The 26,633-nt window shown below is 62.5% G+C and carries 30 protein-coding genes; 17 read left to right on the top strand and 13 right to left on the bottom strand.

Annotated features, from left to right (window positions below; translation table 11 throughout):
* Nucleotides 1-53: 53 nt before the first annotated feature.
* Nucleotides 54-314 carry a hypothetical protein gene (locus tag FAA86_RS12725; protein WP_113458714.1) on the top strand — a complete coding sequence of 87 codons (261 nt, stop codon included), beginning with the start codon at nt 54-56 and terminating at the stop codon, nt 312-314.
* 161 nt (nt 315-475) lie between these two features.
* The gene (locus tag FAA86_RS12720) at nt 476-1,423 is read left to right on the top strand and encodes a flagellin N-terminal helical domain-containing protein (protein WP_136541096.1); all 948 of its coding nucleotides are present in this window, start codon (nt 476-478) and stop codon (nt 1,421-1,423) included.
* 68 nt (nt 1,424-1,491) lie between these two features.
* On the opposite strand, the gene FAA86_RS12715 is transcribed toward FAA86_RS12720, so the two are convergent.
* A complete protein-coding gene (locus FAA86_RS12715; protein WP_136541094.1) occupies nt 1,492-2,802 on the bottom strand; it encodes a cell envelope biogenesis protein OmpA in 1,311 nt (436 codons plus the stop codon).
* A gap of 149 nt (nt 2,803-2,951) precedes the next feature.
* Complete coding sequence (locus FAA86_RS12710) at nt 2,952-3,410, bottom strand: tRNA (cytidine(34)-2'-O)-methyltransferase (protein WP_136541092.1); 459 nt, start codon at nt 3,408-3,410, stop codon at nt 2,952-2,954.
* A 366-nt stretch (nt 3,411-3,776) separates the two neighbouring features.
* On the opposite strand from FAA86_RS12710, the gene FAA86_RS12705 reads away from it, so the two are divergent.
* From FAA86_RS12705 to FAA86_RS12665, 9 genes are all read left to right on the top strand, one after another.
* Complete coding sequence (locus FAA86_RS12705; RefSeq protein WP_136541090.1) at nt 3,777-5,693, top strand: ABC transporter ATP-binding protein; 1,917 nt, start codon at nt 3,777-3,779, stop codon at nt 5,691-5,693.
* A gap of 200 nt (nt 5,694-5,893) precedes the next feature.
* Nucleotides 5,894-7,816, top strand: a complete 1,923-nt coding sequence (locus FAA86_RS12700; RefSeq protein ID WP_136541088.1) for a HAMP domain-containing methyl-accepting chemotaxis protein — start codon at nt 5,894-5,896, stop codon at nt 7,814-7,816.
* 190 nt (nt 7,817-8,006) lie between these two features.
* A complete protein-coding gene (locus FAA86_RS12695) occupies nt 8,007-9,929 on the top strand; it encodes a methyl-accepting chemotaxis protein (RefSeq protein WP_136541086.1) in 1,923 nt (640 codons plus the stop codon).
* Between the two features lie 199 nt (nt 9,930-10,128).
* Entirely contained in the window at nt 10,129-10,593 is a 465-nt protein-coding gene (locus tag FAA86_RS12690) for a DMT family transporter (RefSeq protein WP_113458720.1), read from the top strand.
* A 1-nt stretch (nt 10,594) separates the two neighbouring features.
* Nucleotides 10,595-11,017, top strand: a complete 423-nt coding sequence (locus tag FAA86_RS12685; protein ID WP_136541084.1) for a DMT family transporter — start codon at nt 10,595-10,597, stop codon at nt 11,015-11,017.
* A 127-nt stretch (nt 11,018-11,144) separates the two neighbouring features.
* Entirely contained in the window at nt 11,145-13,016 is a 1,872-nt protein-coding gene (locus FAA86_RS12680) for an ABC transporter ATP-binding protein (RefSeq protein ID WP_136541082.1), read from the top strand.
* 272 nt (nt 13,017-13,288) lie between these two features.
* Nucleotides 13,289-13,867: a ubiquinol-cytochrome c reductase iron-sulfur subunit gene (gene petA / locus FAA86_RS12675; protein WP_136541081.1), complete on the top strand. Its 579-nt coding sequence runs from the start codon at nt 13,289-13,291 to the stop codon at nt 13,865-13,867.
* A 15-nt stretch (nt 13,868-13,882) separates the two neighbouring features.
* The gene (locus FAA86_RS12670; RefSeq protein ID WP_136541080.1) at nt 13,883-15,151 is read left to right on the top strand and encodes a cytochrome b; all 1,269 of its coding nucleotides are present in this window, start codon (nt 13,883-13,885) and stop codon (nt 15,149-15,151) included.
* Between the two features lie 21 nt (nt 15,152-15,172).
* Nucleotides 15,173-16,048, top strand: a complete 876-nt coding sequence (locus FAA86_RS12665; protein WP_136541079.1) for a cytochrome c1 — start codon at nt 15,173-15,175, stop codon at nt 16,046-16,048.
* Between the two features lie 62 nt (nt 16,049-16,110).
* Here the strand turns inward: FAA86_RS12665 and FAA86_RS12660 are convergent, their stop codons facing one another.
* Both FAA86_RS12660 and FAA86_RS24605 read right to left on the bottom strand, forming a co-directional pair.
* Nucleotides 16,111-16,443, bottom strand: coding sequence for a type II toxin-antitoxin system PemK/MazF family toxin (locus FAA86_RS12660; RefSeq protein WP_167494966.1), 333 nt, complete (start codon nt 16,441-16,443; stop codon nt 16,111-16,113).
* Nucleotides 16,433-16,786 (bottom strand): hypothetical protein, encoded by a 354-nt coding sequence (locus FAA86_RS24605; protein ID WP_167494965.1) that lies wholly within the window; start codon nt 16,784-16,786, stop codon nt 16,433-16,435. The genes FAA86_RS12660 and FAA86_RS24605 overlap by 11 nt, the downstream gene beginning before the upstream one ends.
* 167 nt (nt 16,787-16,953) lie before the next feature.
* Between FAA86_RS24605 and FAA86_RS12655 the strand changes: the two genes are divergently transcribed.
* On the top strand, nt 16,954-17,499 hold the full coding sequence (locus FAA86_RS12655) for an adenine phosphoribosyltransferase (RefSeq protein WP_136541077.1): 546 nt from the start codon (nt 16,954-16,956) through the stop codon (nt 17,497-17,499).
* Between the two features lie 48 nt (nt 17,500-17,547).
* On the opposite strand, the gene FAA86_RS12650 is transcribed toward FAA86_RS12655, so the two are convergent.
* The 5 genes from FAA86_RS12650 to FAA86_RS12630 are packed head-to-tail and all read right to left on the bottom strand — an operon-like array spanning nt 17,548 to nt 20,458.
* The gene (locus FAA86_RS12650; RefSeq protein ID WP_136541076.1) at nt 17,548-18,156 is read right to left on the bottom strand and encodes a LysE family translocator; all 609 of its coding nucleotides are present in this window, start codon (nt 18,154-18,156) and stop codon (nt 17,548-17,550) included.
* A gap of 40 nt (nt 18,157-18,196) precedes the next feature.
* On the bottom strand, nt 18,197-19,024 hold the full coding sequence (locus tag FAA86_RS12645; RefSeq protein ID WP_136541075.1) for an AraC family transcriptional regulator: 828 nt from the start codon (nt 19,022-19,024) through the stop codon (nt 18,197-18,199).
* 5 nt (nt 19,025-19,029) lie between these two features.
* A complete protein-coding gene (locus FAA86_RS12640) occupies nt 19,030-19,506 on the bottom strand; it encodes a glutathione peroxidase (protein WP_136541073.1) in 477 nt (158 codons plus the stop codon).
* Complete coding sequence (locus tag FAA86_RS12635; protein ID WP_136541071.1) at nt 19,503-19,991, bottom strand: MaoC family dehydratase; 489 nt, start codon at nt 19,989-19,991, stop codon at nt 19,503-19,505. Before FAA86_RS12635 ends, FAA86_RS12640 begins: the two co-directional genes overlap by 4 nt.
* Complete coding sequence (locus tag FAA86_RS12630) at nt 19,988-20,458, bottom strand: MaoC family dehydratase (protein WP_136541069.1); 471 nt, start codon at nt 20,456-20,458, stop codon at nt 19,988-19,990. The genes FAA86_RS12635 and FAA86_RS12630 overlap by 4 nt, the downstream gene beginning before the upstream one ends.
* Before the next feature lie 63 nt (nt 20,459-20,521).
* On the opposite strand from FAA86_RS12630, the gene FAA86_RS12625 reads away from it, so the two are divergent.
* Nucleotides 20,522-21,184 (top strand): Crp/Fnr family transcriptional regulator, encoded by a 663-nt coding sequence (locus FAA86_RS12625; protein WP_136541067.1) that lies wholly within the window; start codon nt 20,522-20,524, stop codon nt 21,182-21,184.
* 91 nt (nt 21,185-21,275) lie between these two features.
* On the top strand, nt 21,276-21,482 hold the full coding sequence (locus FAA86_RS12620; RefSeq protein WP_136541065.1) for a YgaP family membrane protein: 207 nt from the start codon (nt 21,276-21,278) through the stop codon (nt 21,480-21,482).
* Nucleotides 21,483-21,554: 72 nt separating this feature from the next.
* On the opposite strand, the gene ychF is transcribed toward FAA86_RS12620, so the two are convergent.
* The gene (gene ychF, locus FAA86_RS12615) at nt 21,555-22,658 is read right to left on the bottom strand and encodes a redox-regulated ATPase YchF (protein WP_136541063.1); all 1,104 of its coding nucleotides are present in this window, start codon (nt 22,656-22,658) and stop codon (nt 21,555-21,557) included.
* A 111-nt stretch (nt 22,659-22,769) separates the two neighbouring features.
* Between ychF and clpS the strand changes: the two genes are divergently transcribed.
* Entirely contained in the window at nt 22,770-23,078 is a 309-nt protein-coding gene (clpS, locus tag FAA86_RS12610) for an ATP-dependent Clp protease adapter ClpS (RefSeq protein WP_006725606.1), read from the top strand.
* Nucleotides 23,079-23,223: 145 nt separating this feature from the next.
* Here the strand turns inward: clpS and FAA86_RS12605 are convergent, their stop codons facing one another.
* On the bottom strand, nt 23,224-23,622 hold the full coding sequence (locus FAA86_RS12605; protein ID WP_136541366.1) for a RidA family protein: 399 nt from the start codon (nt 23,620-23,622) through the stop codon (nt 23,224-23,226).
* 192 nt (nt 23,623-23,814) lie between these two features.
* Between FAA86_RS12605 and FAA86_RS12600 the strand changes: the two genes are divergently transcribed.
* Both FAA86_RS12600 and FAA86_RS12595 read left to right on the top strand, forming a co-directional pair.
* On the top strand, nt 23,815-24,387 hold the full coding sequence (locus FAA86_RS12600) for a TetR/AcrR family transcriptional regulator (RefSeq protein ID WP_183954668.1): 573 nt from the start codon (nt 23,815-23,817) through the stop codon (nt 24,385-24,387).
* Between the two features lie 55 nt (nt 24,388-24,442).
* Nucleotides 24,443-24,841, top strand: coding sequence for a hypothetical protein (locus tag FAA86_RS12595; protein WP_136541059.1), 399 nt, complete (start codon nt 24,443-24,445; stop codon nt 24,839-24,841).
* Nucleotides 24,842-24,851: 10 nt separating this feature from the next.
* On the opposite strand, the gene prmB is transcribed toward FAA86_RS12595, so the two are convergent.
* Both prmB and pth read right to left on the bottom strand, forming a co-directional pair.
* Nucleotides 24,852-25,781 (bottom strand): 50S ribosomal protein L3 N(5)-glutamine methyltransferase, encoded by a 930-nt coding sequence (prmB, locus tag FAA86_RS12590; RefSeq protein ID WP_136541057.1) that lies wholly within the window; start codon nt 25,779-25,781, stop codon nt 24,852-24,854.
* Between the two features lie 64 nt (nt 25,782-25,845).
* Nucleotides 25,846-26,571, bottom strand: coding sequence for an aminoacyl-tRNA hydrolase (gene pth / locus FAA86_RS12585; RefSeq protein ID WP_136541055.1), 726 nt, complete (start codon nt 26,569-26,571; stop codon nt 25,846-25,848).
* Between the last annotated feature and the right edge of the window lie 62 nt (nt 26,572-26,633).

The following is a 26,633-nucleotide window of genomic DNA, read 5'->3' as shown; positions in this document are numbered from 1 at the left end:
CGACTCGCCTTCCGGTTTTGCCTGGATTAATCTTGGGCCATGCGAGGGATTTCATGACGAAGATACCTGGCCCACCGTCGTTCAACGGCCTGAAGAAGCGCATTGCCGACCATCGTGCCGGGACTGCCGGACGCATGGGCGGGCAATTCGTGCGCGAGACCTATTGCCTGACGCGGGAAGAAGCGCGCGCCAAGGCACGCGAGTGGTTCGACGCCTTCCCGAAGGCTGCCTATTGGACCGAGGTGGAAAGCTGGCGCCAGCTCGATGGCGACCAAATCGAATTCACCATGCGGCGGCTGCCTTCTGCAGACTGATCCGGCTGTGGCCGCAACCCATCTGCGGATGAAAGCGCCCACTCGGTAAAATTCTAACATTCGCAGAAAGCCAAAAACAAAACCTCACCGCTAGTGTTGGCAAACACAGCCGGAATGATGCCGGCTTCCGATCGACATGATAGGCGACACAAGGTTTTCTCATGAGTTCAGTCTGGCTCAACCCGTCTCTGGCCAATGCGGCTTCGATGGCGAGCGCGTCTGCGCTCGACCGGGTGGCAAAGCCATCTGCCAAGGCGCCTGTCGCCGAAACGCCGGCTGATGCTTCCAGTTACTGGTCCATCTCGACCACCATGCGGCCCGGCAGTCTCTCTGCCGGCAGCGTGCAGGAGGCAAACGAGATCGCGGCCGCGGTCACGGACACGGCCGCACTCGGCCTCGAACAGGCGACCGACATCGTTGCGCGCATCCAGCAGAAGCTGGTGCTGGCCAAGGCCGTGGGCGCCGATCGCGAAGCGATCAATGCCGATATCCAGGAGATGAAGACCGACCTCGCCGCTGTCGTCTCCGAGAGCAGCTTCAATGGCGACAACTGGCTTGCCGTCGAGGCAGGCGGTCGGCCGAAGGTCGCCTCCCTGCTTGCCTCGGTGACGACGGGCGAGGATGGTGGCCTGTCGATCAACATGGTGGATTTCGATACCGCCAAGTCGACGCTCATCTCCCGCCATGAGGCGAAGGACGGGATGCTGACGCGGGCCTATGCCGGCACGACGCTCGGCGGCGTTCCCTATAACTACTACCTGATGGACGCCGGGGCCCGCGAGCCGAACGAAGCCGGTGCGCGCGAGATCAGGATCGGCAGCAGCACAAGCGGTGACGAGATCGACGGCATGATCTCGTCGTTGAACCGCGTGCTCATCGACATGGTGGGCGCGAGCGCCGAGGTGAGCGCGACACGCAATCAGGTGACCAGCGGCGACGTGCTGGTGCAGGGCTTGCGGGGCGCTACCGAGCTTGGCGTCAGCCGGCTTGTCGATACCGAACTCAACGAGCAGAGCGTGCGGCTGACGGCGGAGAAGGTGCAGGATCAGTTGCAGTCGTCTTCGCTGAACATGGCCAATGTCTCGATGACCTCCTGGTTGAAGCTCTGAGCGCAACACGCTGAACCAGAATCGAAAAAGGCCCGCATCGCGCGGGCCTTTTTGGCGTCCGGTGGCTGCTATCTCTTCGCCCTTGGGCGCTTCGTCTTGCCGCGGGCCAGCGGGACCATGATCGGCGTCGATGCCTTCGGTTCCGGCTCGGCTTTCGTCGCAGGAGGTGGTGCCTTTGCGGCGGCTGCAGCCTTGACGGGGGGAGGCTCCACTTCGGCGATAGGTGCTATTTCGGGTTCCGCGGGCGGCGATGGTCGGGCCTCCGGCTCGGCTTCTACGAGTGCCGGCAGGGGTGCTGCTTCAACGATCATCGGCAGCGCCACGGGTTCGCTCGGTTCCGCTTCGGGCTTGGCCGTTTCTGCCGCTGCTTCTGTCAGAGGCTCAGGCGTCTTTGCTTCTGTGGCAACGTTCGCCGAGGGGCTTTCCGCGGGCGCCGCCGTTCCGTGCAGGATTTCGCCGAGGATCCTGGTGACCTGGAGCGAGGCCGGCAGGTCTGTGTTGGTCGAATGGCCGCAGAAGGGGACCTTGATGTCGGTCGGGATTTGCGGCCTGGAGTTCAGTTCGCCGAACCAGTCGAGTTCACCGACGACGTCGATGACTTCGGTGAAGGCCTCCGGCATCTTGATACGACCGCCGAAGGTGACCACGCGGGCGGTGTTGGCAAGTGTTTCCAGACGGCCTGGATCCGAGGCCTTCAGGGCGTAAAGCGCATCGGCGATGACACGGTTGCCGCGTGAATGACCGGCGATCAAGGTGAAGGAGAGCGTCGGGTCGGAGAGAAGGGTCGAGACGGTGTCCGCATCGAGGCCGGTCTTCCGCTCGCCGTCGGTCTCCTGATCCCGCTTGCCATAGGCGCCGAGCTTGGGGCGGCCGACGACGTCGTCGATCACTTCGAGGTTGTTTCTGATATGGCCGAGCCAGCCGAACAGGAAGGCGCCACCGATCGCTTCGTTGACGATGTCGCCGAGGCCGTAACCAGAGACGACGGCTGCCACCGGCGCATCGATCGCATCCGCGACATTGCGGGCGAAGGCGGCCGCGCCGATGGCCGAACCACCGATACCGGCAACGGCCATGGCGCGCACGTTGCGGCCACCGCGCAAACGGAATTCCTCGACGCTGTCGCACAGCGTCAGCATGCCACCGCCGGTGGGTGGCACGATCATGATCAGGCCCTGAGAGGCGATGCAGTCGCTGATGTAGAAGGTCTCGTCTGCCGTCAGCGCCTTGACGTCATAATAGAGCGCATCGATGCCGGTGTTGCGAAGCCGCCAGGGCTCGAGAGCGGCATTGCGCATCGTGCGATGCCTCACGCGCTCGGGGAAGCTCAAGGATCGGGCGAACTGGGTGAGGCCCAGGGCGAATGCTGTCTCGAACATGACTTCATCTCCCATTTTGCTGCAATGCAGCATATCGCGTTCCGGATGAATTAGCAATTGCCGTTGGATCAAGGCGCGCCAAGCGGTCCCGTCATCCTAGAACAGGAGCGGACCGATTGCCTTGACGTCTGTCTGTTGGATGCTCGACTTTAGAAGCCAGTCTGGCGGAGCGCTTCGCCCGTGATCATGGCGGCGGACATCGCGACATTGATCGAGCGCTGACCTTCAACCATCGGAATGATCACCCGGTGATCGGCGCGGTCATGGACGTGATCGGGGACGCCCGCGCTTTCACGGCCGAAGAGCAGAATGTCGTTCCCCGCGAAATCGAAGGTGGTGTAGGGCAGGGCGGCCTTGGTGGAGGCGAGCACCAGGCGGCGACCTTCCGACAGGCGCCACGCGTCGAAGCGCTCCCAATTGACATGGCGGGTCATGGCGACACTTGCGAGATAGTCCATGCCGGCCCGCTTCAGGTTTTTGTCGGAGAGCACGAAGCCTGCGGGTTCGATGATGTCGACCTTCAGCCCGAGGCATGCGGCAAGCCTCAGGATGGTGCCGGTATTGCCGGGAATATCGGGCTGGTAAAGGGCGATGCGCAGGTCGGACATGCGAGCCTCTTAGGCGATCCGGTGAGAGGGCTCAAGACGAGCGCTGGCCGGAGGATCGCTCTGTGGTCGGTCTGCAACAGTTGCGGCACAATGTCTCATCGCCCGCGAAAGCCGGCTGGAAAATTCGACAGGTGACCGTTAGAACGAGGCTCTTCTTCAACACGCAGACGGGAGGGCCATCGATGGATCTATTCGGTATTTCGCGCCAGTCCCGATTTATGGCTGTTGCCGCCTGAGCGCGTCACCTCCGCGTCTTTTTCCAAACTGTTTCATCCTGCGGCCACAAGTGGCCTCAATCATTGAATATTCGCGTGCTGGCGCCACCTTTGTCCGGTGCCGTTCCCGCGCCATTTCTGGAGACTATCCATGTTCTCGTGGTTCGAAAGCCGCCTGAATCCCTATCCGGCCGGTGAGCCGACCCTGCCGCCGAAAGGCCTGGTCGCCTTCTGCTGGCATTACACGAAACCCGCGGGCTGGTGGCTGGTGCTGCTCGGCCTCTGCTCGGGTCTGATCGCGATTGCCGAAGTCTTTCTCTATCAGTTCCTCGGCAATATCGTGGACTGGCTGTCGACCGCCGATCGCGCGACCTTCCTGCAGACGGAGGGCGGCACGCTCGCCTGGATGGCAGGCCTGCTGCTGATCGGTCTGCCGGTGCTCGGCGTGATGCATACGATCACCATGCATCAGGTGCTGGCCGGCAATTTCCCGATGATCGCGCGCTGGCAGATGCACCGCTTCCTGCTCAGGCACTCGATGACCTTCTTCGCCAACGAGTTCGCCGGCCGAGTCTCGACCAAGGTGATGCAGACCGCGCTGTCCATCCGTGAAAGCGTGATGAAGATCATCGACGTCTTCATCTATGCCGTGACCTTCTTCGTCTCGATGCTGGCGCTCGTCGCCTCCGTCGACTGGCGGCTCGGCGTGCCGCTGGTCTTGTGGCTGGTCATCTATGCGCTGATCCTGCGTTACTTCATCCCGAAGCTGCGCAAGTCATCGAGCGAGCAGGCGGATGCCCGCTCGCTGATGACGGGCCGGATCGTCGACAGCTACACCAATATCGCGACGGTGAAACTCTTCTCCCATGCAGGCCGCGAAGAGGTCTATGCGCGGGAGGGTATGGATGCCTTCCTCGGCACCGTGCACCGGCAGATGCGGCAGATTTCGCTCCTCAACATCTGCGTCGACATCAACAATGCGATCGTCCAGTTCTTCGTTGCCGCCCTCGGCATCTGGTTCTGGCTGAACGGCACGGTAACCGTCGGCGCGATTGCGGTTGCGATCGGTCTTTCCATGCGCATCAACGGCATGTCGCAGTGGATCATGTGGGAAGTGGCAGCGCTCTTCGAAAACATCGGCACGGTCTATGACGGCATGGGCATGATGACGAAGACGCATGACATCGTCGACAAGCCGGAAGCGAAGGTGCTCGCCGCGTCGAAGGGTGAAATCGTCTATGACGGCGTGCGCTTCCACTATGGCAAGCAGAAGGGCGTCATCGAGGACTTCTCGCTCACCATCAAGGCCGGCGAAAAGGTCGGTCTCGTCGGTCGCTCGGGTGCGGGCAAGACGACGCTGATGAACCTGCTCCTGCGCTTTTACGATCTGGAGAAGGGCAAGATCCTGGTCGACGGTCAGGATATCTCCCAGGTCAGCCAGGACAGTCTTCGCGCGCTTGTCGGTGTGGTCACCCAGGACACGTCGCTGCTGCACCGGTCGATCCGCGAAAACATCGCCTATGGCCGGCCGGACGCCACCGATGCCGATGTCATCGAGGCGGCGAAGCGGGCGAATGCCTGGGAGTTCATCCAGGGGCTCTCCGACATGCAGGGCCGGGTGGGGCTCGACGCGCATGTCGGCGAGCGCGGCGTCAAGCTCTCGGGCGGCCAGCGGCAGCGCATCGCGATCGCCCGCGTCTTCCTGAAGGATGCGCCGATCCTGATCCTCGACGAGGCGACTTCGGCGCTCGATTCGGAAGTCGAGGCGGCGATCCAGGAAAGCCTGTTCAAGCTGATCGAGGACAAGACGGTGATTGCCATTGCCCACCGGCTCTCGACGCTGACACAGATGGACCGGCTGATCGTGCTCGACAAGGGCCGGATCGTGGAAGAGGGAACGCATCAGGAACTGGTGCAGACCGGCGGGATCTATGCCGACCTGTGGAACCGCCAGTCCGGCGGTTTCCTCCCGGACCAGACAGATCCCGAGCAGGAACAGGAAAAGAAGCGCCGCGCCGAAGAGGAGGCCAAGGCGCTGGAAGAGTCGTCAGAGGAGGCGGCGGAGTAATCCGCCGCCGGTTGAGCGGCAGGCATTTCGCGTATCCCCTATTTTTGCGCTATCAAAGGTTGCGTGTCTTTTAAGTAAATTATTCATTGTTTACATTCTAGAACAGTTTCATCCCGACCTATTCGGACAATGTCTTGTCCTTTCCCCTGGCGACATCCGACGCCCGGTTGGGAATGCATTTTTCCTCCCCGGAGACATTCATGTCCAATCTCAAGATTAAAGTAGTGCTGCCGCTGCTTTTCGCAGTCGTGCTGACCTTTGGCATCGGCCAGGGCATCCTGGCGATAAATTTCATTGGAAACGTCAAAGAACAAGTCGACGTCATTGGCCGAGAGCGCCTGCCCAGAACGCTGGCTGTTGCGCGGATGAATTCAACTTTTGCAGAGGTTCGTCGTGATTACGCGATGCTGTTGAACGCCGAGCCTGGCGAACTGGACGCCGTCTATGCGGCAACCAAGACGGCGCTTGCCGATCGCGATGCGGCGTTTGCCGCTTACGAACCCATGATCACCCGTCCCGATACGCGTGCCCGCTTCGACGGCATGAAGACGGCACTTGCCGAATATGACCGTCTGGCCGAGCAAATGGTCGAGTTCAAGCGCGCGGGCGACGAGGTGGCTGCAAAGGCACTTTTCACCGGTGCGATGGCCGAGAATGCTCGCACGCTCGTTGAGATCATGAACGAGACGATACAGGCAAATACGGCACTCAGTGATGCTGCGATTGCCACCGCCGACGAGGTTTCTGGCTCTGCCATCTACACAACCATTCTCTCCGTTGTCATCAGTGGCCTGATTGCCGCGGGTGCCGCCTTCTTCAGCTTTGCCCGAATTGTCCGTCCAATCTCGTCGATCACAGGCTCCATGCGTGGTCTGGCTGCCGGCGACACGCAGACGGAAATCCCGTTTGCCGGTCGTCAGGACGAAATCGGTGAAATGGCGGCGGCCGTGTCTGTCTTCCGCGACAACGCCATCGAGCGTGCTGCATTGGAGCGTCAGGCCGAGGAGACCCGGTCGCTCAGCGAAACCGAGCGTCAGGCCCGCGAAGCGCAGAAGGCACGCGAAGCGGCCGAAGTTCAGTTTGCCGTCGACCAACTGGCTTCGGGTCTGCAGCGTCTGTCGGATGGTGATCTCGTGGTGCATATCAACGAGCGGTTTGCCGATCATCTTGATCCGCTGCGCGTCAACTTCAACCAGTCCGTCTCCCGCCTGAAGGAGGCCATGCGCGCCGTGAGCGAAAACGCCCGGTCGATCGATGCCGGTGCCAACGAGATGCTGGCTGCAGCCGACGATCTGTCGAAGCGGACAGAGCAGCAGGCGGCGTCCGTCGAGGAAACGGCTGCAGCGCTCGAGCAGGTAACGACCGCCGTCAAGGACAGCGCTGTTCGTGCCGATGAGGCGGGCCAGCTGGTCACGCGTACACGGGAAGGCGCCGAGCATTCGGGCGAAGTGGTGCGCCGGGCCGTGGCCGCGATGCAGCAGATCGAGAAATCGTCCTCCGAGATCTCGAACATCATCGGCGTGATCGACGACATCGCCTTCCAGACCAACCTTCTGGCGCTGAATGCCGGTGTGGAAGCGGCGCGCGCCGGAGAAGCGGGTAAGGGCTTCGCAGTCGTTGCCCAGGAAGTGCGTGAATTGGCGCAGCGCTCGGCCAATGCGGCAAAGGAGATCAAGGCTCTGATCACCACGTCGGGCGAGCAGGTTCGCGATGGCGTCAACCTGGTCGACGAAACCGGTCGGGCCCTTGAGACGATCGTGCGCGAAGTGCAGGAGATCAACCAGAATGTTCTGGCGATCGTGACCTCCACCCGCGAACAATCGACGGGCCTTCAGGAGATCAGCATGGCCGTCAACCAGATGGACCAGGGCACGCAAAAGAATGCGGCCATGGTCGAGCAGTCAACGGCGGCAAGTCATGGCCTGGCGCAGCAGGCTGGCCAGTTGATGCAGCTGATGGCGCAGTTCAAGACGGACGAAGGCGGCCACCAGGCATCGCCTCGGGTGGCCCCAGCGGCGCCGGCCGCCCAGCCACAGCCTTCGCCTGCCCGGGCGCTCGGTCGCAAGATTGCCAATGCGTTCAAGGGCAACACGGCGGTCGCAGCCGAGTGGTCGGAATTCTGACGCGGCGCACGGGAAGACATGGGGAAGGGGGCAGCGATGCCCCCTTTTTCGATTGTGCAAGACCTTGCGCGCTGTGGACGAGGCGAGAAATGTCCTTCGGGGCGTAAGGCTTTGTTAGAATTCAGATTGGCATGGAGGACCGTCGGCATATTCCGGCAGTCCCGTCCCGTTTCAATCCTGGATTTCAGACGTGAAAAATCTCAAAATCAGAATACTTCTGCCGCTGCTTTTCGGCCTCATGGTCATCGTCTCGCTCGGCCAAGGCGCGATTGCGTTGCGCTCGGTCTCGGACATGACGGGGCAACTGGAGGCCTTCGACGAGCGTCTCGATCGCTCGATGATGATTTCGAGCGTGGCCGCCGAACTTGGCGAGGTGCGGCGGCTGAACCTGATGATCCTCAGTGCAGGGACGTCGGCGGAGAAGAAGGCACTGGCTGAACAGGTCACGGCCATGCGCGCGCGGCTGAATGCGTCGATCACAAGTTTCGACGGTCGGATCACGCTTGCCGAGGTGCGTGAGCGCTTCGACGCCTTCAAGGCGGCCAACAGCGAATATCAGGCTTTGGGCCAGACCCTGGTCGAGCAGGCGCTTGCCTCGAAGATCTATCAGGCCAAGGACACGATCGCCCAGATGGCGCCCATTGGCGACACCATGGATGCGAGCCTGAACGACATCACCGACATCAACCGCCGCGTCGGTGAAGCCGTCGGAGAAGAGGCGCGCGCCTCCTCGTCGCTTGCCATGCAGCTTTCGATTGCGGCCGTGATCATCGCGGCTCTGCTTGCGATCGGCGCGGCCTTCGTGTCGGTCACGCGCATTGCCCGTCCGATCTCGGCGATCACCGCTTCCATGCGCCGGCTTGCGGCTGGCGATACGGATGCGGCGATCCCCCATGCCGATCGTCACGACGAAGTCGGTGACATGGCCGCGGCCGTTTCCGTCTTCCGCGACAATGCGATCGAACGTGTTGCTCTGGAACGCCAGGCCGAGCAAAACCGGTCGCTCAGCGAAACGGAACGTCTGCAGCGCGAGGAGCAGAAGGCCCGCGAGGCGGCAGATGTGCAGTTTGCCGTCGACCGGCTGGCTGGTGGCCTGCAGAGGCTGTCCGACGGGGATCTGGCCGTCGAGCTGGGTGAGCGCTTTGCCGAGCATCTCGATCCGCTGCGGGTCAACTTCAATCATTCCGTCGAGCGCCTGCGCGACGCCATGCAGGCGGTCGGCGAAAACGCCCGGGCAATCGATGCCGGTGCGAGTGAGATGCTGGCGGCTGCGGATGATCTTTCGAAGCGCACCGAACAGCAGGCGGCCTCCGTCGAGGAAACCGCTGCTGCGCTTGAAGAGGTGACGACGGCCGTCAAGGACAGCGCCGTACGCGCCGAGGAGGCCGGAGCTCTGGTCTCCCGCACACGGGTCGGTGCCGAGCGGTCCGGCGAAGTGGTGCGTCGTGCCGTGGATGCCATGCATGCGATCGAGAAGTCGTCGAGCGAGATCTCCAACATCATCGGGGTCATCGACGAAATCGCCTTCCAGACCAACCTCCTCGCGCTCAATGCAGGCGTCGAGGCAGCGCGCGCCGGTGAAGCCGGCAAGGGCTTTGCGGTCGTTGCCCAGGAAGTCCGTGAACTCGCCCAACGCTCGGCAAGCGCTGCCAAGGAGATCAAGGGGCTGATCAACACATCGGGCGAGCAGGTGCGCAATGGCGTGGCGTTGGTCGGCGAGACCGGTCAGGCTCTCGAAGCCATCGTTCGGGAGGTCCAGGAGATCAACCAGAACGTGGCGGCGATCGTCACGTCTGCGCGCGAGCAGTCGACGGGGCTTGCGGAAATCAACATGGCCGTCAACCAGATGGACCAGGGCACGCAGAAGAACGCAGCCATGGTCGAGCAATCGACGGCGGCAAGCCATGGCCTGGCGCAGCAGGCGTCGGAGCTGATGCAGCTGCTTGGTCAGTTCCGCCTGGGCACCGAGGCGGAGCGACCGGTTGCCCCGCGGGTGGCCCCGGCTCAGGCCAGCAGTCAGCCGCAGGCCTCTCCGGCCCGGGCGCTTGGCCGCAAGATCGCCAATGCCTTCAAGGGCAATGCGGCGGTGGCGCAGGAGTGGTCGGAATTCTGATTTCCACCAACTCATTTGCAGGTCGACGAAACGGGGCAGGGATGCCCCGTTTTGCTTTCGGTCAACGTCCGACATTCACAGCGCTGATCGGTTCATTCGCCGAATTGGCTTGTCGCCTTGATGGCGCGGCGGCTATGCGGTCGCTTTGAAAACCGCGGAGCCGGACCGGCTAAGGTCCCGAGGCCCGCTCAGGAGTGCCATGCTGAAATATGTCGACTGGATCTGGGCGGTGCTTGCCGGCGCGCTGCTCGCTGTCATGGTGACCATCAACAGCGGACTGGCGGCGCTGACGACACCCTTCACTGCTTCCTGGGTGGTGCATGGCGTGGGTGGTGTCGCAGCCTTCTTCCTCCTGATTGCAAACGGGGCGGTGGCCCGGCGGGCCGGACGTCTGCCGGCGAGCGGCAAGGCGCCGCTTTGGTCCTATCTCGGCGGCGCGCCGGGTGCCTTTGCGGTGGCGTTGAGCTCGATTGCGGTCAATTCCGAGCTGGCGCTCGCCGGCGGCCTGTCGCTTCTTCTCGTCGGACAGATCCTTTTCGGCCTGGTCTCGGACCAGTTCGGCCTGTTCGGCACGCCGAAGCGAAGCCTGAACCGCTTCGATCTGCTGGCGACGCTTTGCGTGATCGGCGGCAGCGCGCTGCTGATCTTCTCGAAGGGGGCGTAAGATGCTGGGTGCCGTCTTCATCGCCCTGATCGGCGGGGCCGCCGTCGGCATGAGCCGCTCGATCAATGGGCGGCTCACCATGGATCGCGGGGCCTTCACGGCCTCCGCCTGGAACCACTGGATCGGCTTTCTGCTGCTGACGGTCTATGTGCTGCTCTTCCACCGGGTTGGTCTGCCCCTGCTTTCCGACGTGCCGTTCTTCTTTTTTGTCGGCGGGGTCATCGGGGCCTGCTTCGTGGTGATCAGCTCCTATGTCTTTCCGCGCATCGGAGCGGCCCGCTCGGGGCTTCTGATCATCGGCGGCCAGATGATCACCGGCCTGCTGATCGATCTGGCACGCGGGACGGCGCAGTTTCATCCCGGTCAGCTGGCGGGCGTGGCCTTGATCCTCACGGGCATCTACCTGACCCGCTATACGCGGTAATGGACCCGTTGCGGCGTTGCGGAAGGTGACGCGGCTGCGGTTCGGCCGCGCGACCTGACCAAATTGTAATCCCGCGCGCCGCGTTTCAGGCTTTGCCGTCTGCGGCAATCGGCCTATATCGCTTGCCATGTTTCAAGCTGTCGCCCGCCTCTTCGAAAACTGGCTCGATCCCTTCGCCCGCACGGACAATCTGCGTCCGCCGCAGAAGACCTGGGCCTTCGTCTGGTTCTATGTCAGCCAGGCCAAGTTCGCCTTCTTGCTCATGGCCGTCTTCGGGGGAGCTGTCGCGATGCTGGAGGCGGGGCTCTTCTGGTTCGTTGGACGGCTGGTCGATCTTCTCGATACGGTGCCGAAGGAGGCCGGGTGGGACGGGCTGATCGCCGCCCATGGGCTCGAACTGCTTGCCATGGCGCTGATCGTGCTGATCGGGCGCTTCATCGTCGTGACGATCGGTGCGCTGGTCGAAGAACAGGTGATCGTCCTGAACTTCTTCAATCTCGTGCGCTGGCAGGCGCATGCGCATGTGGCGCGTCAATCGCTCTCCTTTTTCCAGAATGATTTCGCCGGCCGCATCGTCACGAAGGTCTGGTCGGCTGGGCAATCCACCGGCGATCTCCTGACCTCGCTTCTGCAGGTCGTCTGGTTCATGGTCATCTACACCGTTTCGACCATGGCGCTTGTGGCCCAGCTCGACTGGCGGCTGGCCGCGATCATCGGGGCTTGGGTCGCAATCTTCCTGATGCTCGCACGCTATTTCGTGCCGAAGATCCGTCACCACGCGAAGGAGACGGCGGAGGCGGCTTCGATGCTGAACGGCCGTCTGGTCGACAGCTATTCCAATATCCAGACCTTGAAGCTCTTTGCCCGCGAGCGCCAGAACGATCACTACATCCGGGCCGGTTTCGATCGCTTCCAGGATACGCTTCGGCCTTTCGCGCGTCTTCTGACGGGCGTGCGCTCCTCGCTTGCCATCCTGTCCGGCTTCATGATCCTGATGGTGGCGCTGCTCTCGGTCGATCTGTGGTTCGCCGGCGCCGTGACGGCCGGTGGCGTGGCCTTCACGCTCGGCCTCGTGCTACGCCTCAACATGCTGCTCGGGCGGATGATGACGCAGCTCAACGGCATCATGCGCAATATCGGCACGATCCAGAATTCGGCGGAGCTGGTGGCAAAGCCGATCGGGCTCACCGACAAACCCGATGCCGCCAAGCTGCAGGTGAAGTCACCCGAGATCCGGTTCGAAAACGTCACCTTCCATTATGGCCGCAAGAGCGGGGCGATCGATCATCTTTCGCTGACCGTCGAGCCGGGCGAGAAAGTCGGGATCGTCGGGCGTTCCGGAGCGGGCAAGTCGACGCTCGTCAACCTGATGCTACGTTTCTACGACTTGGAGGGGGGCAAGATCCTGATCGACGGCCAGGACATCTCGACGGTGACGCAGGAAAGCCTGCGCTCGCAGATCGGCATGGTCACGCAGGACACGGCCCTTCTTCACCGATCGATCCGGGACAACATCCTTTTTGGCCGCGAAGACGCGAGCGAGGACATGCTGCTGAAGGCCGCCGAACGGGCGGAAGCGCTCGACTTCATCCAGCGGCTCGAGGATCAGCGGGGCCGCAAGGGTTTCGATGCGCATGTCGGCGAGCGCGGGGTCAAGCTTTCCGGCGGCCAGCGGCAGCGCATTGCGATTGCTCGCGTCATGCTGAAGGATGCGCCGATCCTGGTGCTGGACGAAGCAACCTCGGCGCTCGACTCGGAAGTCGAGGCGGCAATCCAGTCCAATCTGGATCGCCTGATGCAGGGCAAGACGGTTCTGGCGATCGCGCACCGGCTCTCGACGATCGCTGCTCTCGACCGTCTCGTGGTCATGGACAAGGGCCGCATCATCGAGCAGGGCACGCATCAGGAGCTTGTCGATCTGGGCGGGCTCTATTCGGAGCTCTGGGCCCGCCAGTCGGGCGGTTTCCTCGATACGAGAAGTGAACTCGCTCCGGCCTGAGGCGCGTGACACAGACGCCACGACTTTTTAACTGGCTGCATTGCTTGATGAACTGCCTCTCACACTTGCGTTAAATCAAGCAATTGGGGATGGTATCCAGGAAATCCGCGACAACGTGGCTCGTTGCCTGCGGGAGACTGGACAGAATAGATTATCGGGCTTAGAACGCGCCAATCTGGCGGGGAATCTGTGGCTGGACAGTGGCCGAACTGTGATTCCCGCTGCGGGGGCAAATGCGGTATGTCGCAGGATTGCGAGAGGAAAAAGTGACCGTGAGCGAACACGAGACAACGACAGAACATGCGGCCGAGCCTACGCGCCGCGACTTTCTCTACATGGTGACCGGTATGGCCGGTGCGGTTGGTGCGGCTTCGTTCGCTTGGCCGTTCATCGACCAGATGCGTCCGGATGCATCGACGCTCGCGCTCGCTTCGATCGAAGTGGACGTCTCGGCGCTCGAGCCTGGCATGTCGCTCACCGTCAAGTGGCGCGGCAAGCCGGTGTTTATCCGTAACCGTACGGAGCAGGAAGTCGAAGAGGCCAAGGCGGTTGCCCTTGCTGAATTGAAGGATCCGATTGCCCGCAACGCAAACGTCGATGCTACCGCTGAAGCGACCGACCTGGCGCGCTCGGCCGGCGAAGGCAAGGAAAACTGGATCGTCATGATCGGTTCGTGCACCCATCTGGGCTGCGTGCCGCTCGGCCAGGCGGGTGATTTCGGCGGATGGTTCTGTCCCTGCCACGGCTCGCACTATGATACGGCGGGCCGTATCCGCAAGGGTCCCGCGCCGACGAACCTTCCGGTGCCGACCTTCGCATTCACATCCGACACTGTCATCACGATCGGCTGAGGGGATTAAGACACAATGAGTGGCCATTCGAGTTACCAGCCGTCCACCGGCGTCGAAAAGTGGATCGATGCGCGCCTGCCGCTGCCGCGTCTGATGTATGATAGCTTTGTCGCCTATCCGGTTCCCCGCAACCTGAACTATGCGTACACCTTCGGTGGCATGCTGACCGTCATGCTGCTCGTGCAGATTTTGACCGGCGTCGTGCTGGCCATGCACTATGCCGCCGAAACGACCGTCGCCTTCAACTCGGTCGAAAAGATCATGCGCGACGTCAACAATGGTTGGCTTCTGCGCTACATGCATGCCAACGGCGCATCCTTCTTCTTCATCGCCGTCTATCTGCATATTGCCCGTGGTCTCTACTACGGTTCCTACAAGGCACCGCGCGAAATCCTCTGGATCCTCGGCGTTGTGATCTTCCTGCTGATGATGGCGACCGCCTTCATGGGCTACGTCCTGCCCTGGGGCCAGATGTCCTTCTGGGGTGCGACGGTTATCACCGGCTTCTTCACCGCCTTCCCGTTTGTCGGTGAGTGGATCCAGCAGTTCCTGCTCGGCGGCTTTGCAGTCGACAACCCGACGCTGAACCGCTTCTTCGCGCTGCATTACCTGCTGCCGTTCATGATCGCCGGCGTCGTCATCCTGCACGTCTGGGCGCTGCACGTCACCGGCCAGACCAACCCGACAGGCGTCGAAGTGAAGTCCAAGACCGATACCGTTCCCTTCACGCCCTATGCGACGCTGAAGGATGCACTCGGCCTCTCGGTCTTCCTCCTGGTCTTCGCCTACTTCATCTTCTATATGCCGAACTATCTCGGCCATCCGGACAACTACATCCCGGCTGACTCGCTGAAGACGCCCGCGCACATCGTTCCGGAATGGTACTTCCTGCCGTTCTACGCCATGCTGCGTGCGATCACCTTCAATCTCGGTCCGATCGACTCGAAGCTCGGCGGCGTTCTGGTGATGTTCGGTGCGATCATCGTCCTGTTCTTCCTGCCCTGGCTTGACACCTCGAAGGTCCGCTCGGCCGTCTACCGTCCGTGGTACAAGCTGTTCTTCTGGATCTTCGTTGCCAACTCGATCCTGCTTGGCTGGCTCGGCGCCATGCCGGCGGAAGGCATCTATGTTGTCCTGTCGCAGGCCGGTACCGCCTACTACTTCGGCTTCTTCCTCGTGATCATGCCGCTGCTCGGCCTGTTCGAGACGCCAAGGCGCATCCCGAACTCGATCACCGAAGCGGTTCTCGAAAAGAGCGGCAAGTCCGCTGCCGCACAAGCCTGAGCACGTGAGAGGACGATAACAATGAAAAAGCTTGTCACGAGCATCGCGCTGATCGCCGCCATGGCCGGATTTTCCGGCCAGGCCCTCGCAGCGGAAGGTGGCGATCTGGCCGAGATGACGCATCACGCCGCGCAGACCGGTCATTACCCGATCCTGAAGCCCGAGCAGATGGACTGGTCCTTTGCCGGTCCCTTCGGCAAGTATGACAAGGCCCAGCTGCAGCGTGGCCTCAAGGTCTACACCGAAGTCTGCGCCGCCTGTCACTCGATGGAGCTTGTCGCCTTCCGCACGCTGGAAGACCTCGGTTATTCCGAAGCGCAGGTGAAGGCTTTCGCGGCCAATTACGAAGTGACCGATGGTCCGAATGCCGATGGTGAGATGTTCACCCGTACGGCTGTTGCATCCGACCATTTCCCCTCTCCGTTCCCGAACAAGGAAGCGGCGGCTGCTGCGAACAACGGTGCGGCTCCGCCGGACTTCTCGCTGATCGCCAAGGCACGCGGCGTCACCCGCGGCTTCCCGACCTTCGTCTTCGACATCTTCACCCAGTACCAGCAAGGCGGCCCGGACTATATCCATGCGCTGCTGACCGGTTACCAGGATCCGCCGGAAGGCGTTGAGGTTGCTGAAGGCACCTACTTCAACCCGTATTTCATCGCCGGTCAGTCGCTGGCCATGGCACAGCCGATCTCGGACGGACAGGTGACCTATGATGACGGCTCGCCGGAAACGCTGGAGCAGTATTCGCTCGACGTCTCCGCCTTCCTGATGTGGGCCGCCGAGCCGCATCTCGAAGACCGCAAGCGCATGGGCTTCATGGTCATGGTGTTCCTCGCGATCTTCACCGCGCTGATCTACCTGACGAAAAAGTCGGTCTACGCGAACAAGGAACACTGATCCGATCGAGGATCACGTTTCACGGAAAAGGCGGTCCTCGGGCCGCCTTTTTTGTTTCCTGCCTAACGGAGGATGTTTGCCAGCTGGCGCTCACATTCCAGGCGGTCCAACGGATTGAGTTCACCCAGGCGGCGCAGCACAAGGTCGTTTGGTATTGTCGCCATGCGCCAACGGATTAGGCAGGGGACACGCAATCCGGCCGCGTCGAGATCGGTGATCGCGACGTCGCTCGGCCAGTTGGAGGCCTTGGCCGTCGTTATCATCGCAACCACAGTCGCATCGTTTGCCCGGTTGAAGCCGCCAGCTGAGATGACCGCCGCGGGGCGACGTTTCAGGATCGGGATGTCCGCGAAGGGGAATGGCACTACGATCGTGTCGTAGCGCTCACAGATCACGGAAGGCCTCTTCGTCTTCTTGACTAGCCCATTCCGGGAACTGCATGGCGGGTTTCGCGAACTCGGCGTCCGTGAGGAGTACCTCACGAAGCACGATCTCTTCGCCGCGGCGTGTCTTGTACCAGGACGCCCAGAGATCTTTCATCCCACCTTCAGGACGGATGGCGTCGGTGAGGCGACCGTCTCGGCCTGTTTTCATGCGAACCCATCGGCCTATGACACCGTCTGTTTCGAGGTGGATGGCCTCTTCTTCCCGAAGGGCGAGCAGCCGTCGCCTCAGTTCGGGGCTTTCCACGTGCTTGAACCAGATCGCGACGTCGGAAATCCTGACCCGTGGCATCATGGTCGTTCTCCCAACCATTTCGGTCAACTTCAGCGTTCATGTTGACCGAGGTATCCGGAGCGGTCAATGCCCTTGCTTCCGAGGCGTTCTTTTGATTGGGAGAGGGATGGACAAGGGCGCAGACAGGCGTCACCTTGCGCGCAACATTTTTTCTTTGCTGGATTACCATGACGCCCGACACCCAGACCTACCTGACCAACGCCATTCGCTCCATTCCCGACTACCCGAAGCCCGGGATCATCTTTCGGGACATCACCACGCTGCTCGGCGATGCGCGGGCGTTTCGGCGGGCCGTCGATGAGCTGGTGCAGCCCTATGCAGGGCTGAAGGTCGACAAGATTGCCGGCATGGAAGCGCGCGGCTTCATTCTCGGGGGCGCTGTCGCGCATCAGTTGTCGGCCGGCTTCGTGCCGATCCGCAAGAAGGGCAAGTTGCCACATGAAACGGTGCGGATCGCTTACAGCCTGGAATACGGCGTCGACGAGATGGAAATCCATATGGATGCGGTGAAGCCCGGCGAGAAGGTGATCCTGGTCGACGACCTGATCGCGACCGGCGGCACGGCCGTCGGCGCCGTGCAGTTGCTGCGCCAGATCGGCGCCGATGTCGTTTCGGCCTGTTTCGTCATTGATCTGCCGGAGCTCGGCGGGCGCAAGAAGCTCGAAGCGCTTGGCGTTGAAGTACGCACGCTCGTCGAATTCGAGGGGCACTGAGCCCCTCGACGGACCGGCCACCCCTTGGCCGGTGTTCTCCGTGCTCGTCTAGCGTTGCGCTAGGGCCAGCTTTCCCGCCATCACGAGAAATCCGCCGGACAGAAGGCGGTTGACGACGCGCATCCTGCGGGGGCGTGTGACGAGCCCCTGTCGCATGGCTGATGCTGCGACACCGTAAAGGGCGAAGACGACGAAGGTCACGGCCATGAAGACGAGGCTCAGAAACGCCATCGTGACAAGGGGTGCCGTATCCGCTGGCGTCACGAATTGCGGCAGGAAGGCGAGGAAGAACAGCGATAGCTTCGGGTTCAGGAGGTTGATCAGTACCGCCTTGCGGATGATCCGCCAGGCCTCCTGGCGCGGCTCAGCGGCGGGATCGGCCGCAAGGCCGCTGCGCCACAGCCCGATCGCCATCCAGACGAGATAGGCGATGCCGGCATAGCGGATGGCCTCGAAGAGGCGGGGCTCGGCGGCGACGAGGGCGGCAAGGCCAAGGGCGGCGGCCAGCATGTGCGGGATGATGCCGAGCGTGCAGCCAAAGGCGGCGATGATCGCGCTGCGGCGCCCGCCGCCGAGGGCTGCCGCCAGCGTGTAGAGCGCGCCCGTGCCCGGCGTCGCGACGATGATCAAGGTGGTCAGAAGGAAGTCGAGGGTCATGCAGTGTCTCCTGCGGTTTGCGAAAGAGACTGTGTGCTGCTCAAAGCGTGCGGTCTTGTACAGGATTGCAGCTCAGCCAGGCGCTGCGGTAGGCGCCGGGTGTGAGGCCGAAGCGGCGGCGGAACTCGCGGTGCATGTGGCTCTGGTCGACATAGCCGCAGGCGGCCGCGACCTCTGCCGGGGCCATGCCTTCCGCCAGCAGGCGTCGGCTGAGGAGCGCGCGGCGCTGCATGTGATAGGCATGCGGCGTCAGCCCCGTGTGGCGCAGGAAGGCGCGGATGAGTTGGAAGCGGCTGAGACCGGCTTCCCTCGCGAGTGTTTGAAGATCCGCACTCTGTGCCGGCTCTTCGTCGAGGCGCTGGCGGATCTGCTGCAGAGATGCGGGCAGGGGGGCGGGGGTCTGCGCCTGGCGGATCAGAGCCTTGCCGAGCAGAAGGACGAGCGTCTCCCGGAAGGCGTTCGCGTCGGCTTGTCTGTCTGAGCTTCCAAGCTGCGCATGGAGCGTGGTGAGAAGGCCGCGGATCGCCGGATCCGTGAAAACCGGAAATTTGAATTCGAGATCGGAGCGTGTCGAGACGTGATCTTCAACGCTCTCGGCGACGAGATCGGGCGTCAGATAGAGCATGTGCCAGCTGCGGGCTTTCCTCCCGAGCGGTGCGCCGTCATGCACCTCGCCGGGATTGACCGTGATCAGCTGGCCCGCTTCCGCCTCGACCTGGCCGCGACCGGAGGCCGAGATCTGGCCGCCCGCCGTCAAAAAGCCGATGCCATAGGTGTCATGGGTGTGTTTGGCAAAGACATGGGCGCTCGTGGCCGAGACCGCTTCCAGGCCGGCAAGGGGTGTCGGGTGGAAGCGGAAGTCGGCCATGGCGTTCAGCCGGCGAGGGCGGCGGTGATATCCGCCTCAAGGTCGGCGGGTGCCGTGCGTGGCGAATAGCGGGCGATCGGCTTGCCGTCGCGGCCGATGAGGAATTTCGCGAAGTTCCAGCCGATCTCCTGGCCCTGTTCGACACCCGGTGTTTCCGCCTTCAGATAGGCGTAGAGCGGGTGCGTGCCCGACCCGTTGACCTCGATCTTCGAAAAGAGCGGAAAGGTGACGGCGAACTGGGTCTCGCAGAAGAGGGCGATCTCCTTCTCCGTGCCGGGCTCCTGGGCGCCGAACTGGTTGCAGGGGAAGCCGAGGACGACGAGATCCGGGTGCGCCTTGTACAGCGCTTCCAGGCCTTCATATTGCGGGGTCAGGCCGCAGGCGCTCGCGGTGTTGACGATGAGCAGCACCTTGCCGGCGTAGTCGCTCAGGCTGCGTTCGGAGCCGTCGATGGTGGTCATGGTGAAGTCGTGTACGGTCACGGCATCGGCTCCTCGTCGGGGAAGAATTCAATCAGATTGCTCTTGAAGCGCAAGACCGTCTCGCCGTTCTGGTTGACGCCCTCGGAGAGAGCGGAGTTCAGGATGTAGCGATGGCGACCCTTGACCGTGCGGCTGTCGATCGGGGTCATGAAGAAGGTGATCGTGTCGCCGGCATAGACCGGTTTCAGCCATTGCAGCTCGGCAAAGCCGGGGGACGGGCCGAGCTTCGGCGGGGCGATGCCCTCGGTCTTCAGCCGCGTTATCTCGCGCGTGATGAAGCCGATGAAGCTCTTCATCCAATTGGCGCAGGTGTGCCAGCCGGAGGCGCAGAGCGCGCCGAAGACGTAAGTTTTCGCCGCCTCTGCGTCGACATGGAAGGGCTGGGGATCGAATTTCTCGGCAAAGCGGATGATGTCGTCTGCGGTGAAGGTGACCGAGCCCAGTTCGAGCCGGGTGCCGGGGGGGTAGAGGTCCAGCAGTTTCATGCCGACACCTCCACGGCTTCGCGGCGGCGGACCATGACGGCGTTGCGGGCCTTCAGCACGGTTTCGCCGCGCTGGTTCTTCAATTCATGACCGAAGGTGACGATGCCGAGATGCGGTCGCGAGCGCATGACGCGGTTTTCCTCGACCACCGACTGGCCCGAGAGCGTGTCGCCTGCGAGCACGGGCTTGCGCCACTGCATGAATTCGATGCCGGGCGCGCCTTCGGAGGCGGCTTTCAGCACATAGGCGTCGATCATCAGGCGCATGAAGAGGCTGGAGGTGTGCCAGCCGGAGGCGGAGAGGCCGCCGAGGATGCTCGCCTTGCCGGCGTCCTCAGAGAGATGCATGGGCTGCGGGTCGAATTCGCGGGCGAATTTGATGATCTCCTCGGCGGTTACCAGACGCGGACCGAGCGCGAAGCTTCGGCCCTCGGTGAAGTCCTCGTAGTGAAGCCTGTCATCCTGCATGCAACATGTTCTCCAATGCACTGCCAGTCGCTATGGTCATAAGCGGGAATCGTGAGGTGGTCCATGGTGGGTTGGGCGGATCAGGCGGGCTTTCTCGCTGACATCGATGACGAGGCGCGACGGGCGCTCGAGGCGCTGAAGCCGATGCATGTCCCGGCGCGGGCCACCCTGTTCCGCCCGGGGGATGCGGCTCAAAGCTTCGTCATCCTGCTTTCCGGGCGCATCGGCGTTTATCTCACCGGGCGCAACGGGCGGGAGCTTCTTCTCTATTCCGTCACCCCCGGCGAGACCTGCGTGCAGACCACGCTCGGCGTGCTCGGCGGAGCGCCCTATACGGGCGAGGCGGTGGCGGAAAACGATCTGGTGGCGGTGATGGTGCCGCCTGCCGTCTTCGAGCGCCTAATGGCCAGTTCTCCGGCCTTCCGCGCCTTCGTCTTCAAGGCATTTGCCGACCGGCTGGGCGACCTGATGTTCGTGCTCGAACAGGTGGCTTTCGTGAAGGTCGAACAGCGGCTGGCGCATGCACTGCTCGAGCGGGCCGACGACGAGGGCCGCGTGACGCTGACGCATCAGGAGCTCGCGGTCGTCATCGGTACGGCACGGGAGGTCGTGTCGCGGCGGCTCGAGGCGCTCGCCTCCAAGGGCGTGGTGGCAAGCGAGCGTGGGCAGATCCGTATCATCGAGAAAGGTGAACTCGCCCGCATGGCGAGGGCCGGCGAGCTTTGAGACTTGCCCAATTGCGTGACTTAGTCACCGACGGGTTCGAGGGGCGGCGCTAGTCTCATCCCATCGTCAATCGAACGGAGGGAAAAAAACAATGTTTGCCAAGAATGTCGGCGGTCTCGACCGCGTCCTGCGCATCGTTGCCGGACTCGTGCTCTTGTCGCTCTTCTTCATCTATCCGGGCGCGTGGTGGCGCTACTACACGCTGATCGGCGTTGTGCCGCTCCTGACCGGCCTGATGTCGACCTGCCCACTTTATTCGATCATGGGGCTTTCGACCTGCCCGGTAAAGCGGGCCTGACGGTCGCCTGCCTAATCCAACAAAAAAGGCCGCGAGGGGATCGCGGCCTTTCGTCGTTCCGGTCGTTTCGCTTCAGGTGTTGAAGCGGAAGTGGATGACGTCGCCGTCCTGCACGACATATTCCTTGCCTTCGTCGCGGCCCTTGCCGGCTTCCTTGGCGCCGACTTCGCCCTTGTAGGCGATGTAGTCGTCATAGGAGATGGTGAAGGCGCGGATGAAGCCGCGTTCGAAATCGGTGTGAATGACGCCGGCGGCCTGGGGCGCCTTGGTGCCGCGGACGATGGTCCAGGCGCGGCATTCCTTCGGGCCAACGGTGAAGTAGGTTATCAGGTCCAGCAGGTGATAACCGGCGCGGATCAGGCGGTCGAGACCGGCTTCATCGAGGCCGAGGGCCGAGAGGAACTCGGTGGCTTCCTCTTCCGGCAGCTGGGCGACTTCGGCTTCGATCGCAGCCGAGATCACGACGCATTCGGCGCCCTGTTCGGCGGCCATCTTGGCGACGGCTTCGGTGTGCTTGTTGCCGGTTGCAGCATCGCCCTCGGCGACGTTGCAGACATAGAGGACCGGATGCGAGGTCAGGAGGTTGAGGCCCTTCAGGACTTCGATCTCGTCGGCAGCAAGCGTCTTCAGGAGAACGCGGGCCGGCTTGCCTTCGTTCAGCAGCTTGATGACGGCTTCCATCACCGGCAGCTGGGCGGCGGCTTCCTTGTCCTTGCCGGTCGCGCGCTTGCGGGCCTGTTCGACGCGGCGTTCGAGGCTTTCGAGGTCGGCGAGCATCAGCTCGGTCTCGATCGTGTCGGCATCACCGACCGGGTCGATCTTGCCTTCGACATGGGTGATGTCATCGTCTTCGAAGCAGCGCAGAACGTGGACGACGGCGTCGACTTCGCGGATGTTGGCCAAGAACTTGTTGCCGAGGCCTTCGCCCTTCGAGGCGCCGCGAACGAGGCCGGCGATGTCGACGAAGGAAATGCGGGTCGGAATGATTTCCTTGGAGCCGGCGATGTCGGCCAGCTTCTTCATGCGCGGATCGGGAACAGCGACTTCACCGGTGTTCGGCTCGATCGTGCAGAAGGGATAGTTCGCCGCCTGGGCGGCTGCCGTCTTGGTCAGCGCGTTGAAAAGAGTGGACTTGCCGACATTCGGCAGCCCGACGATACCGCATTTGAAGCCCATGGCTCTATATACCTGCTCGGGATGGATTTTCGTTGCCCACGCCTATGGGGTATAGGAGGGGCATGGTCAAGTGTTGCGGCCCTTTGCGGCCTCTAGATCCGGAAGGAACCCATGGCGAAGGATACGGTACTGACGCCGAAGACGGTGACCAAGCCGAAGGTCGAGAAGCCACGGCTCTACAAGGTGCTCCTGCACAATGACGATTACACGCCGCGCGAATTCGTCACGATCGTCCTGAAGGTCGTGTTCCGGATGAGCGAGGAGACGGGCTACCGGGTAATGATGACGGCGCACAAGTTCGGCTCGGCGGTGGTCGTGGTCTGTACGCGCGAGATTGCGGAGACCAAGGTCACGGAGGCGATGGATCTCGCCAAGGAAGCGGGCATGCCACTGCTCTTCACGGCGGAACCGGAAGAGTGAGGACGGGGGGCAACTTTTCCTCCTGTCGGGTTGACAGGCTTCATGTCGGAATACCCCCCTCTGTCACTGCGTGACATCTCCCCCACAAGGGGGGAGAGCGGGGCTCTCCTTGAGACGCTAGCCTCAGAGTGCCGTCGGCGCTTTGTCAGGTTGCCTGCGGAACGCGGGCGATCACCTTGATCTCGAAATCGAAGCCGGCGAGCCAGTTCACGCCGATCGCGGTCCAGTTCGGATAGGGTGGGGCGGGGAAGACCTCTGCCTTGACCTTCATGATCGTCTCGAATTGGTTCTCGGGATCGGTGTGAAAGCTGGTGACATCGACCAGATCGGCAAAGCTGGCGCCCGCTGCGGCGAGGGTCGCTTCGAGATTGGCGAAAGCGCGGCGCACCTGGGTTTCGAAGTCCGGCTCGGGCGTGCCGTCCTCGCGGCTGCCGACCTGACCGGAGACGAAGAGGAGGTCACCGCTGCGGATGGCGGCGGAATAGCCGTGTTGTTCGTAAAGCGCATGGCGGTTTGCGGGGAAAACGGGTTCAGGCTTGGTCATGGTGGTCCTTTCGAGCATGCGGCATTGTTCCGCCCGGCTGACCGGGTCGGCAAAATGCCGCTTGGCTGTGGTGCATAGATTTCATATACGATGCGTATGTTGGTTTAGCCGTATACGCGCCGTATGTCAAATTCGCATACGGTGCGTATGCGAACTATGGAGGCTCTCTTGAAACGGACGCGGTCGGAAAGCATGGCGGAAAACCGCAGGAAGCTGATCGCGGCTGCGCGCAAGGCCTTTGCGGAGAAGGGCTATGCGGACGCGTCCATGGATGTGCTGACCGCCGAGGTCGGTCTGACGCGCGGCGCGCTTTACCACAATTTCGGCGACAAGCGCGGGCTCTTCGCCGCTGTGGTCGACGAGATCGACACGGAGATGGCCGAGCGCGCGAAGGCGCGGGGTGCAGCAGCCGGTGCGGGTTGGGATGCACTGCTCGCCGAGGGTGCGGCCTATATCGAGATGGCGCTCGATCCCGAGGTGCAGCGCATCGTGCTGCTCGACGGTCCGGCGGTGCTGGGCGATCCCTCGTTGTGGCCGAGCCAGAATTCCTGCCTGCAGGTGACCCGCGAGGCGATCCAAGGCCTGATGGGCGAGGGCGTGTTGAAGCCGGTGGATGCGGAAGCTGCGGCCCGGCTGATCAGCGGCGCAGCGCTCAATGCCGCCATGTGGATTGCGGCGAGTGCGGAGCCGGAGCGCGTGTTGCCGAAAGCGCAGGAGGCGTTCCGGGTGCTGGTCGAGGGACTGCTCGCCAAGGCGCCCGCATAAGCCGCCGCATTGAGGCGCAAACCAATTGCTTACCGCCACGCGCTAGTCTCGGCGCATGGTTCCGGATCCTCAGACCCTTCCAGAAGCGGCCACCTGGCACTATGTCGTCGCGCTCGTGGCTCTTGCCCTCCTGGGCGCGCTCGGCCACGTCGTGCGCGCGGTTTTCAATATCCTGCCGGATCGTCTGTCAGATCGGCCCATGATGGATCTCATCATGAGCGACGGCTACAGCTGGCACGATATGATCTTAAAGACGGAATACGACGAGGCCGGCTACTACCGTCTCGACAGTCTGCACAATCTGCGGCTTGCCGTTGGCTGGACCATGCTCAGCGGCTTTGTGGTCCTGATGGTCGGTCCTGACGTCTCGAAGCTGTGCGCTTACTTTATCGACAGCGCGATCGTCGCGCTCGTCGATCTCTTCTGGTACCGCGTCGAAACCTTCGAGTGGTGAGGCTTATCCTTCACTTGCCCTTCTTCGCCTTAACGCCCAGCGCTTCTGCCGTGATCCAGAAGACAGCGTCTTCTTCTTCCGTCGTCTCGACCCAGAGGAAGTCGAGGTCGGGGAATTCGGCTTCGAGGATGTCGCGGCCGCGGCCAATTTCGCAGAGCATGCCGCCGCCCGGGTTCAGGTGCTTCGGCGCTTCGGCGAGCAGCGTGCGCACGAGATCGAGGCCGTCTTCGCCACCGTCATGGGCCATGGCCGGTTCGGCGCGGTATTCGGCCGGGAATTCATCCATCGCCTCGTGATCGACATAGGGCGGGTTGGTGATGATGAGGTCGAACTTGCGGCCTGACAGCGGCCCAAAGAGATCGCCCTGATGCAGCGTCAACTGGTCTTCGAGGCCGTAGGCCTGGCGGTTCTTTTCGGCGACTTCGAGCGCATCGGCGGAAAGATCGACGGCATCGACGGATGCCAGCGGGAAGAACTTTGCAGCCAGGATCGCGAGGCAGCCGGAGCCGGTGCAGATGTCCACGACGCTTTCGACCGCGAAGGGATCGGGCAGGAAGGTCGAGCCGAACTCGCCGCCATATTCATTGAACAGTATCTCGCCGATATGCGAGCGCGGCACGATCACGCGCTCGTCGACGAAGAAGCGCATGCCCTGGATATAGGAGCGGCCGGTGAGATAGGCCGAGGGCTTGCGGGTCGCGACGCGCGTTTCGATGCGCTCAGCGAGCAGATGACGCTCTGACGGCAGCAGCTTGGCGTCGAGGAACGGGTCGAGCGTGTCGATCGGCAGGTCGAGGCTGTCGAGCACGAGGAAGGCTGCGTCGTCGACGGCGTTATGGGTGCCGTGGCCGTAGCTCAGTTCTGCGGCATTGAAGCGGGAGATGGCGTAACGCCAGTAGTCGCGCAGGGTGACGAGGTCGGTGGTGATATCGTGGCTCATGGTCGTCTTCCGGTCGTTTGCGCGGGATCGGTTTGCGGGCAGGGGAGTTGCTGCCTCGGCGGTGTCAGTCGCCCTTGGGGCCGAACATCTTTTTCAGCATCTCGGCCATGGGGCCGGTCTCTGGAAGCTTCTTCGGCTGGTTGAAGTTGCGGGCCTGGCGGATGTGTGATTGGCCTGATGGAGCGGCCTTTTGTGCCTTGGCGGGCTTTTCGTCCTCGGCCTTCGCCCCGGTCGCCAGGGCCAGCTTGTTCATCAGCTGCGAATCCTCTCCGCGCACCAGCATGTCGGCATTGTCGGCCAAGGCCTCGAGCAGCGGATCCAGCCATTCGGCGTCTGACTTGGCAAAATCGCCGAGCACATGGTTGTGCACCTTGGACTTGTCGCCGGGATGGCCGATGCCGAGGCGGAGCCGCCGGTAGTTGAGGCCGCAATGGGCGTCCAGTGACTTGATGCCGTTGTGGCCGCCGTGACCGCCACCGGCCTTGATGCGGGCCTTGCCGGGCATCAGGTCCAGTTCGTCATAGATGGCGACGATGTCCTCAGGGCCGAGCTTGTAGAAACGCATGGCCTCGCCGACGCTTTCGCCCGAGAGGTTCATGAAGGTCTGCGGCTTGATCAGCATGACCTTCTCGCCGGCCAGCGTACCTTCCGAGATCTCGCCCTTGAACTTCTTCGCCCAAGGCGAGAAAGCGTGGCGGCGCTGGATCGCGTCGACGGCCATGAAGCCGATATTGTGCCGGTTCTTCTGATATTGCGCACCGGGATTGCCGAGGCCGGCCAGGATGATCATTGCCCGAGATCCGTCTTGAGGTTCTTTGCCTTTCCCCACAGGGAAACGGCCCGAATGTCAAG

This window comes from Rhizobium rosettiformans W3, assembly GCF_004912135.1.
Classification (GTDB): Bacteria; Pseudomonadota; Alphaproteobacteria; order Rhizobiales; family Rhizobiaceae; genus Allorhizobium; species Allorhizobium rosettiformans.
The sequence above is the reverse complement of the archived record's forward strand: the minus strand, read 5'-3'. Positions and strand labels throughout refer to the sequence as shown.

Bases quoted from the DNA above. Each gene is read 5' to 3' on its own strand.
- ychF (WP_136541063.1), bottom strand. From the start codon at position 22,658: ATGGGCTTCAAATGCGGTATCGTCGGGCTGCCGAATGTCGGCAAGTCC.
- FAA86_RS12595 (WP_136541059.1), top strand. From the start codon at position 24,443: ATGGTTCCGGATCCTCAGACCCTTCCAGAAGCGGCCACCTGGCACTAT.
- FAA86_RS12650 (WP_136541076.1), bottom strand. From the start codon at position 18,156: ATGACCCTCGACTTCCTTCTGACCACCTTGATCATCGTCGCGACGCCG.
- FAA86_RS12700 (WP_136541088.1), top strand. From the start codon at position 5,894: ATGTCCAATCTCAAGATTAAAGTAGTGCTGCCGCTGCTTTTCGCAGTC.
- FAA86_RS12635 (WP_136541071.1), bottom strand. From the start codon at position 19,991: ATGAAACTGCTGGACCTCTACCCCCCCGGCACCCGGCTCGAACTGGGC.
- FAA86_RS12630 (WP_136541069.1), bottom strand. From the start codon at position 20,458: ATGCAGGATGACAGGCTTCACTACGAGGACTTCACCGAGGGCCGAAGC.
- FAA86_RS12725 (WP_113458714.1), top strand. From the start codon at position 54: ATGACGAAGATACCTGGCCCACCGTCGTTCAACGGCCTGAAGAAGCGC.
- clpS (WP_006725606.1), top strand. From the start codon at position 22,770: ATGGCGAAGGATACGGTACTGACGCCGAAGACGGTGACCAAGCCGAAG.
- FAA86_RS24605 (WP_167494965.1), bottom strand. From the start codon at position 16,786: ATGATGCCACGGGTCAGGATTTCCGACGTCGCGATCTGGTTCAAGCAC.
- FAA86_RS12715 (WP_136541094.1), bottom strand. From the start codon at position 2,802: ATGTTCGAGACAGCATTCGCCCTGGGCCTCACCCAGTTCGCCCGATCC.
- FAA86_RS12655 (WP_136541077.1), top strand. From the start codon at position 16,954: ATGACGCCCGACACCCAGACCTACCTGACCAACGCCATTCGCTCCATT.
- FAA86_RS12645 (WP_136541075.1), bottom strand. From the start codon at position 19,024: ATGGCCGACTTCCGCTTCCACCCGACACCCCTTGCCGGCCTGGAAGCG.
- FAA86_RS12690 (WP_113458720.1), top strand. From the start codon at position 10,129: ATGCTGAAATATGTCGACTGGATCTGGGCGGTGCTTGCCGGCGCGCTG.
- FAA86_RS12600 (WP_183954668.1), top strand. From the start codon at position 23,815: ATGGCGGAAAACCGCAGGAAGCTGATCGCGGCTGCGCGCAAGGCCTTT.
- FAA86_RS12705 (WP_136541090.1), top strand. From the start codon at position 3,777: ATGTTCTCGTGGTTCGAAAGCCGCCTGAATCCCTATCCGGCCGGTGAG.
- FAA86_RS12620 (WP_136541065.1), top strand. From the start codon at position 21,276: ATGTTTGCCAAGAATGTCGGCGGTCTCGACCGCGTCCTGCGCATCGTT.
- FAA86_RS12670 (WP_136541080.1), top strand. From the start codon at position 13,883: ATGAGTGGCCATTCGAGTTACCAGCCGTCCACCGGCGTCGAAAAGTGG.
- FAA86_RS12710 (WP_136541092.1), bottom strand. From the start codon at position 3,410: ATGTCCGACCTGCGCATCGCCCTTTACCAGCCCGATATTCCCGGCAAT.
- FAA86_RS12605 (WP_136541366.1), bottom strand. From the start codon at position 23,622: ATGACCAAGCCTGAACCCGTTTTCCCCGCAAACCGCCATGCGCTTTAC.
- prmB (WP_136541057.1), bottom strand. From the start codon at position 25,781: ATGAGCCACGATATCACCACCGACCTCGTCACCCTGCGCGACTACTGG.
- FAA86_RS12680 (WP_136541082.1), top strand. From the start codon at position 11,145: ATGTTTCAAGCTGTCGCCCGCCTCTTCGAAAACTGGCTCGATCCCTTC.
- pth (WP_136541055.1), bottom strand. From the start codon at position 26,571: ATGATCATCCTGGCCGGCCTCGGCAATCCCGGTGCGCAATATCAGAAG.
- FAA86_RS12625 (WP_136541067.1), top strand. From the start codon at position 20,522: ATGGTGGGTTGGGCGGATCAGGCGGGCTTTCTCGCTGACATCGATGAC.
- FAA86_RS12720 (WP_136541096.1), top strand. From the start codon at position 476: ATGAGTTCAGTCTGGCTCAACCCGTCTCTGGCCAATGCGGCTTCGATG.
- FAA86_RS12685 (WP_136541084.1), top strand. From the start codon at position 10,595: ATGCTGGGTGCCGTCTTCATCGCCCTGATCGGCGGGGCCGCCGTCGGC.
- FAA86_RS12665 (WP_136541079.1), top strand. From the start codon at position 15,173: ATGAAAAAGCTTGTCACGAGCATCGCGCTGATCGCCGCCATGGCCGGA.